This is a genomic window from Elioraea sp., from assembly GCF_051860475.1.
Lineage (GTDB): Bacteria > Pseudomonadota > Alphaproteobacteria > Acetobacterales > Acetobacteraceae > Elioraea.
Map to the genome: position 1 here is coordinate 1 of NZ_JBHYDW010000197.1, position 6,373 is coordinate 6,373.

At 72.2% G+C, this 6,373-nt stretch carries 5 protein-coding genes; 3 read left to right on the forward strand and 2 right to left on the reverse strand.

Annotated elements, in window-relative coordinates:
- The 3 genes from dctP to ACTIFU_RS21840 form a co-directional block, all read left to right on the forward strand.
- Window positions 1-899: TRAP transporter substrate-binding protein DctP (gene dctP / locus ACTIFU_RS21830; RefSeq protein WP_439580433.1), on the forward strand; the 899-nt coding region annotated here is incomplete at its 5' end.
- 4 nt (window positions 900-903) lie between these two features.
- On the forward strand, window positions 904-1,479 hold the full coding sequence (locus ACTIFU_RS21835; protein WP_439580434.1) for a TRAP transporter small permease: 576 nt from the start codon (window positions 904-906) through the stop codon (window positions 1,477-1,479).
- Window positions 1,476-2,777 carry a TRAP transporter large permease gene (locus ACTIFU_RS21840; protein ID WP_439580435.1) on the forward strand — a complete coding sequence of 434 codons (1,302 nt, stop codon included), beginning with the start codon at window positions 1,476-1,478 and terminating at the stop codon, window positions 2,775-2,777. Before ACTIFU_RS21835 ends, ACTIFU_RS21840 begins: the two co-directional genes overlap by 4 nt.
- A 7-nt stretch (window positions 2,778-2,784) precedes the next feature.
- Here the strand turns inward: ACTIFU_RS21840 and ACTIFU_RS21845 are convergent, their stop codons facing one another.
- A complete protein-coding gene (locus ACTIFU_RS21845) occupies window positions 2,785-4,500 on the reverse strand; it encodes a ShlB/FhaC/HecB family hemolysin secretion/activation protein (RefSeq protein ID WP_439580436.1) in 1,716 nt (571 codons plus the stop codon).
- Window positions 4,497-6,373: MBG domain-containing protein (locus tag ACTIFU_RS21850; RefSeq protein WP_439580437.1), on the reverse strand; the 1,877-nt coding region annotated here is incomplete at its 5' end. The genes ACTIFU_RS21850 and ACTIFU_RS21845, both read right to left, overlap by 4 nt.

The window sequence follows — 6,373 nt, forward strand, 5'->3', positions numbered from 1 at the left end:
AGTATCCGCCGGCGCACCACATCGCCAAGGCGCTCGCCACCTTCGCCGAGGAGGTGAACGGCAAGAACGCCGGCGTCACCGTGCAGGTGTTCCCCGCCCAGCAGCTCGCGCGCGTCGCCGAGAACTTCCCCGGCGTCGCCCGCGGCGCCTTCGAGGCCGCGGTCGCCACCAACTTCACCTGGGGCAACACCCTCCCCGAGATGAGCGCGCCGACCATCCCCTACCTGTTCACCGAGCTCGCGCGCATCCGCCGCTTCGCGGGATCGGAGGCGGCCAAGCATCTCGACGAGCTCACCCTGCGCCGCGGCGTGCGGAGCGTCGGCTGGCTGTTCACCACGCGGACCTCGATCTTCACCTCGCAGCGCCGCCCGATCGTGCAGCTCGCCGACTTCCAGGGGCTGAAGATCCGCGGCATCAATCCGATGATCGACAGCGGGCTCTCCGCGGTCGGCGCGGCACCCGCGGCCACGCCGGCGCCCGAGGTTGTCGGCGCCTTGCAGTCGGGCGTGCTCGACGCCGGGCTGACGGACGTCTCCGCCGCGGTCAGCCGTCGCTTCTACGAGGTGCAGCGCTACGGCACGGTGGCCCCCTTCTTCACCGTGTTCACCCAGGTCTACGTCAATCCACGCTTCTGGGACGGCCTGCCGGCCGGTGCGCGCAGCGCGCTCGAGACGAGCCTGCGCAAGGCCGAGGCGGACGCGATCGAGCTCACCGAGCAGACGGCGACCGCCGCGGTGGACGAGCTCGGCGCCAAGGGCATGACGCTGCACATCCAGACGCCCGAGGAGAGCGCCATCTGGAAGGCCGCCATGCAGCCGCCGGTGGCCGAGGCGTTCCTGCGCTCGGCCGGCGACAGCGGACGCCGCGCGCTCGACCTGCTCGGCCAGCTCACGGCCTGATCGCATGGACGGGCCGCCCGGCGCGCCGCGCTGGGCGGCCGCGCCACGCTTGGCCGAAGCGGCGGTGGCGCTGCTCTGCCGCCTCGGCGCGCTGCTCGGCGCGCTCGCCGGACTGATCTGCTTCGTCCTGGTCTGCGCCTCGGTCGCCTGGCGCTACTTCCTCGGTCAGCCGCAGCCCTGGATCGACCACATCGCCGCCTGGCTGGTGGTGGGGCTGACCATGTTCGCCGCCGCCGAGACGCAGCGCCGGGGCGAGCATATCGGCGTCGAGGTGCTGACGGCGCGGCTCACCGGCGCGCGCCGGCGCGCCGCGCGGATGTTCGGCGCGGCCGCCGTGGCGCTGACCGCGCTCATTCTGCTGCTGGAAGGGCTCGATACCGTCGCGTTCTCGCGCATGATCGGCATCGCCACCGACGTACGGGGCGTGCCGATCTGGTGGGTGCACACGCTGATCCCGATCGGTGCCGCGCTGCTGCTGCTGGCCGCACTCGCGCAGATCGTCGTGCTCGCCTGTGGGCTCGAGCCGCGCGGACCCGAGCAGAAGATCGATCACGGGGTTCCGGGCGGACGGGTGGAATGACGTTCTTCGCCACCCTCGCTGGTCTCCTGGTGCTGCTCTATCTCGGCGTGCCGATGTTCGCGGCGATGTTCCTGCTCTCGCTCGGCGTGTTGTGGCTGCATGAGGGCGCGGTCACGCTGCTCGGCGAACTGGTGTTCGGCAAGCTGGACAGCTACCTGCTGGTCGCGGTGCCGCTGTTCATGCTGATGGCGCATTTCATGGTGCGCGGCCGCGTCGTCGACGACCTGTTCCACACCGCGTATCTGATCCTGCGCCGCGTGCGCGGGGGCCTGGGCATCGCCACCGTCGCCGCCTGCACCGTGTTCGCCGCGATCTCGGGCTCCTCGGTCGCGACCGCGCTGACGATCGGCAAGGTCGCGATCCCGCAGATGCTGCGCTACGGCTACTCGCGCCGCGGCGCCTTCGGCGTGGTCGCCGGCGGCGGCACCTTGGGGATCCTCATTCCGCCCTCGGCGCCGATGATCCTCTACGCCTATGTCACCGAGGCCTCGGTCGGCGCGCTGTTCGCCGCCGGCGTGATCCCCGGCCTGATGATGGCGAGCATGTTCTCGCTCTGGTGCCTGCTGACCGAGCGCGGCAGCGGCATCGACGGCACCACTGGCCGTCCGGTCGAGGCGCCGCCGCCCGCCACCTGGTGCGAGCTGTTCACCTCGCTGCGCCGCTCGATCTGGGCGCTGACGCTCCCGCCCTTCGTGCTGGGCGGGATCTATTTCGGCGTCTTCACCCCCACCGAGGCCGCCGGCACCGGCGCGCTCTGGGCGCTGATCCTGGCGCTGGTGGTGTACCGCCAGATGCGGCTCGCCGAGCTCTGGGAGGGCGTGAACGAGGCGACCCGAACGGCGGCGATGCTGTTCATGATCATCGTCGGCGCCTCGCTCTACGGCTTCATGCTGACCAAGCTCGGCGCGCCGCAGGAACTGTCGCAGCTGATCGCCACCGCGGGCCTGGGGCGCATCGGCTTCCTGCTCTGCATGATGGTGCTGCTGTTCCTGCTCGGCCTGATCCTCGAGACCTTCTCGATCATCCTGCTGACCACGCCGGTGATCCTGCCGGTGCTGGATGCGATGGCGATCGACAAGGTGTGGTACGGCATCCTGCTGACGCTGAACCTGGAGATGGCGCTGATCTCGCCGCCCGTCGCGCTGAACATCGTGGTGATCAAGGCGATCACCGGCGCCCCGCTCGGCGAGGTCGGCTGGGCGGTGGTGCCCTACCTGGTAATGCTTGCCACAGGCGTCGGCCTGCTGATGGCGTTCCCGGAGATCGCGCTCTGGCTGCCCGGCGTGCTGGGCTATTGAACCGGTATCAGAACCGCACGATCGCGCCGAGATAGCCGCGCGTCTCCTGCTTGCCGCTCGCCGTATCGGACGGGCGGCCGCGCAGCTGGTGCGCGATCTCGGGCGTGACGGTGAGCCAGGTCGCGAGGTCGATGCGCGCGCCGATGCCGACGGAGGCGAGGCTCTCCCAGCGCCGCCCGTCGCGGTTGCGGTCGCGGTCGATCGCCGCCCCCCAGTCGCCGAAGATGTAGGCGCTCATCAGCGGCGCGAGCCCGCCCACCTCGCCGAGCGCGATCAGTCGGCGCAGCTCGACCCGTCCGCCGAAGCCGTGATCGCCCGTGGTGTTGCCCGGCGCGAAGCCGCGGCCGAGCCGCTCGCCGCCGAGCGCGAACCGTTCCGAGTTCGGCAGGATCGTGCCGGCGAGCTGGCCCACGAGCTCGCCGAACAGCGACCACTCGGGCGGCCCCAGCTCCTGCACCCGCGCGATCGAGCCGCGCAGCAGCGTGAAGTCCTCGCGCGCGCGGCTCGCGCCGGCACCGATCTTCGTCCCGGCGGTCGCGATCCCCTGACGCAGCGCCCCGTCGATCAGCGTCACGCCGTCGAACCGGTCGGCGACGTCCCAGGTGGCGCGCCCTTCCGCGACCAGCAGCCGATCGGTTGCCCGGCCGAGATCGACGCCCGCGAAGCGCTGCCTGGTCGTGCTCTCGCGCCAAGTCAGCCCGGCGCGCAGGAACAGGTTCTCGCTGCGCGTCCGGATCACCGGTACGAACAGCCCCGCGCGCAGGTTCGTCTCCTCCTGCAGCGCGGTCAACGCGACCGTGCCCGACTTGCGCAGATCCGGCCGCCCGCGGGTCGCGTCCGCGCCGAACTCGATGCGTACCCCGTCCAGGACCGTGCCGTCGAGCACGGCGAGCGGCAGCGACGCCGCACCCTCGATGAAGCGCAGCTCCGGTCCACCGAGAGAGGACGCCACGGAGAGGTCAAGCCGCTCGGTCTGGCCAAGCAGGTCGTAGGTGGTGAAGCCGGCGCGCGCGACCCATGGCCCGAACAGCCGCGAGGCACGATTGTCCACCAACGCGAATCCCTCATAGGGCCGCTGCGTGTACCGGACGGTCAGGTCGGCCGCGCCGAACGTGCTCGGCGAAGGACCGAGCACGGTCTCCACCCCGCCGCCGAGCGTGTCGCGCGACAGCAGGACCGCGCGCTCCAGCGTGCCGAGCGCCAGCGGCCGATCCTCGGCAACGAAGCGGAAGCGCCGCCGCAGCGCCTCCTGCCCCGAGTCCGGCCCCCCCTCGACCAGCACGCGGTCGATCAAACCCTCGACCACGACGATCCGCACGACGCCGTTCTCGATCGCCTGTGCGGGCAGGATCGCCTGCGACAGCACATAGCCCTCGGCGCGGTAGCGCGACGAGATCGCCGCCGTCAGCGCCTCGAGCGTCTCGATCGTCACGGCGGTGCCGATCAGCCCCGCCGAGAGCGGCGCAAGGCTCGCTTCGGGAATGGTGCGCGCCCCTTCGAGCCGGACCTCGCGCAGCACGAAGCTCGGCCCGGCAGGCGCCACCGGTGCCGCAGGCGTCGGCACCGTCTCGACCGCGGGAGGTTCCGCTCGGGGAACCAGCCGCGGCTCGAACTCGCGCCGCTGGAATTCGGGGCTTGCGGGACCGGGCGTGGGGATGGGCTGCGCGCCGGCGAGGGCGGGGAGAACGGCGAGGGCGAGCGCCGCGACGGCGGCGCGCCTCACCGCGGCGTCCTGCCGTAGGTGGTCCAGAAGGTTTCGAGCAGGTCGACCTCCACGCAGCCAAGCCCGGGCGGGCCAAGATTGATCGGGCCTCCGCACGGACCGGGCGCGTTGGGATCGTCAGGCGCGGCGCGCCCGGCGCCGGCCGGCACGAACCCGCCTGGCAGGCTGGGCTGGCCGGTCGCGAGCTGGATCACGTCGCCGAGGGAATAGCTCAGACGGAACGGGTCGGCAACGGCCGGGCCGGCCTCCAGCACCGTGGTGCGGAACCCGGCATCGGCGGGCGTGAAAGGCTGTACGCCGCGCCTGAACGGTTCGACCACGTCGAGCTGTCCCGCGAGGGATGGGGCCACGGGTGGCGGCGTGCCGGCCGGCGTCACGGTCAGCGTCCCGTTGACGAACGTGATCGCGTAGTTGGTGCTGGTCAGGCCCGACGGGATGATTGGAAAGGCGCCAGGCGGGCTGGCTGCGGTGGCCGCGGTGGCGAGCGCCAGCACTCCGCCCAGCACCGAGCCGTCCTGCCCCAGCACGAAGCCGACGATGGTTGCGCTGAACGAAGGATTGTCCTGGCCCTGCGGACGCGTCGCGTCGTCCGCCGCGACGGTGAGCGGCGCGGGGTTCACGGTCAGCGTGCCGGGGACGAACACGAGCGCGTAGTTCGTGCTCGTCAGTCCTGACGCCGTCACGGGATAGACCCCGACCGGGCTCGTCGGCGTCGCCGGTGTGGAGAAGGTCAGCGTGCCGCCGAGCGCGCCAGGATCCTGACCGAGCACGAAGCCGTCGTAGATCGCGGTGAAGGCCGGATTCGGCGCGCCGTAGGTGCGCGAGTCGATTGCGGTCACCGTCAGCGGCGCGGGGTTCACGGTCAGCGTGCCGGGGACGAGCACCAGCCCGTAGCCCTGGAGTGCGCCGCGCGCCGTCAGGCTCGCCACCGGCGTCGTCGGATAGACCCCGACATCCGCGGCCGCGGCCGCGCCGGCGCTGGTCGCCGTGGTGCCGCCTGCGAACACGGTGGCGAGCGGAGCATCCTTGGGGCGAAGCTGGCTCGCATCCGTCGTCGCGGCCGGGGCCACCCCGGTGCCATAGAGCTTGGCCAGGGTCTCGGCCGTCACCGTCAGCACAGGCTGCTCGCCATAGACGATCCGGTTGCCCGGCAGCACGTTCAGCCCGGTGACCTGGGTCGGGATGTCGGATCGCGGCGGGTCGGCGTAGTCGAAGGGCCGGTTGTAGAGGTCGAACTCGGCGGTGGCCGGCTCGGTGCCGAGCATGCCTGCGAAGCTGTCGAGGAACAGCAGCCAGCGGCCCACCGGCGCCGCGAGCGCCGCGGCACCGGCCTGGTTGTCGAAACCGCGTCCCGCCGCGATCGTCAGCACGTCGCCGGTGCCCGAGGCGCTGACCGTCGCCCCTGGCGCGAGCGTCACCCGCTCCTCCGATACCAGCGCGAGCTGCCCCGCCGCGACCGGCGCATTGAGCGTGATCGCGCCGGTACCGCGCGTGTCGACCCGCAGCCCCACCGTCGAGGTGTAGCTGCTCGCGGTGATCCCCGCCCCGGGCCCGGCCGCCGAGGGCTCGAGCGTGAAGTCGCTGCCCGGAGCGAGATTGAAGATCGGCGACACGGTCGCGCTGATCGCGCCTGCAACACGCACCTCGCCGCCGTTGCCGGTCGCGAGCGTGCCCGCCTGCACCAGCCCGTCCCAGATCTGCTCCGGCGCGCGCATGGTCAGCGGCGCCCCGTTCAGCGCCTGCACGCGGCCCGGACTGCCGGGCGCGCCGTCCGCCACCTGGATCCGGCGGCTTGCCTCCATCGTGACGGAGCCGCCCGCCCCGGCGACGACCTCGGCGAAGGCGTTCGTGCCCGGGCCGCCGATCACGCGGA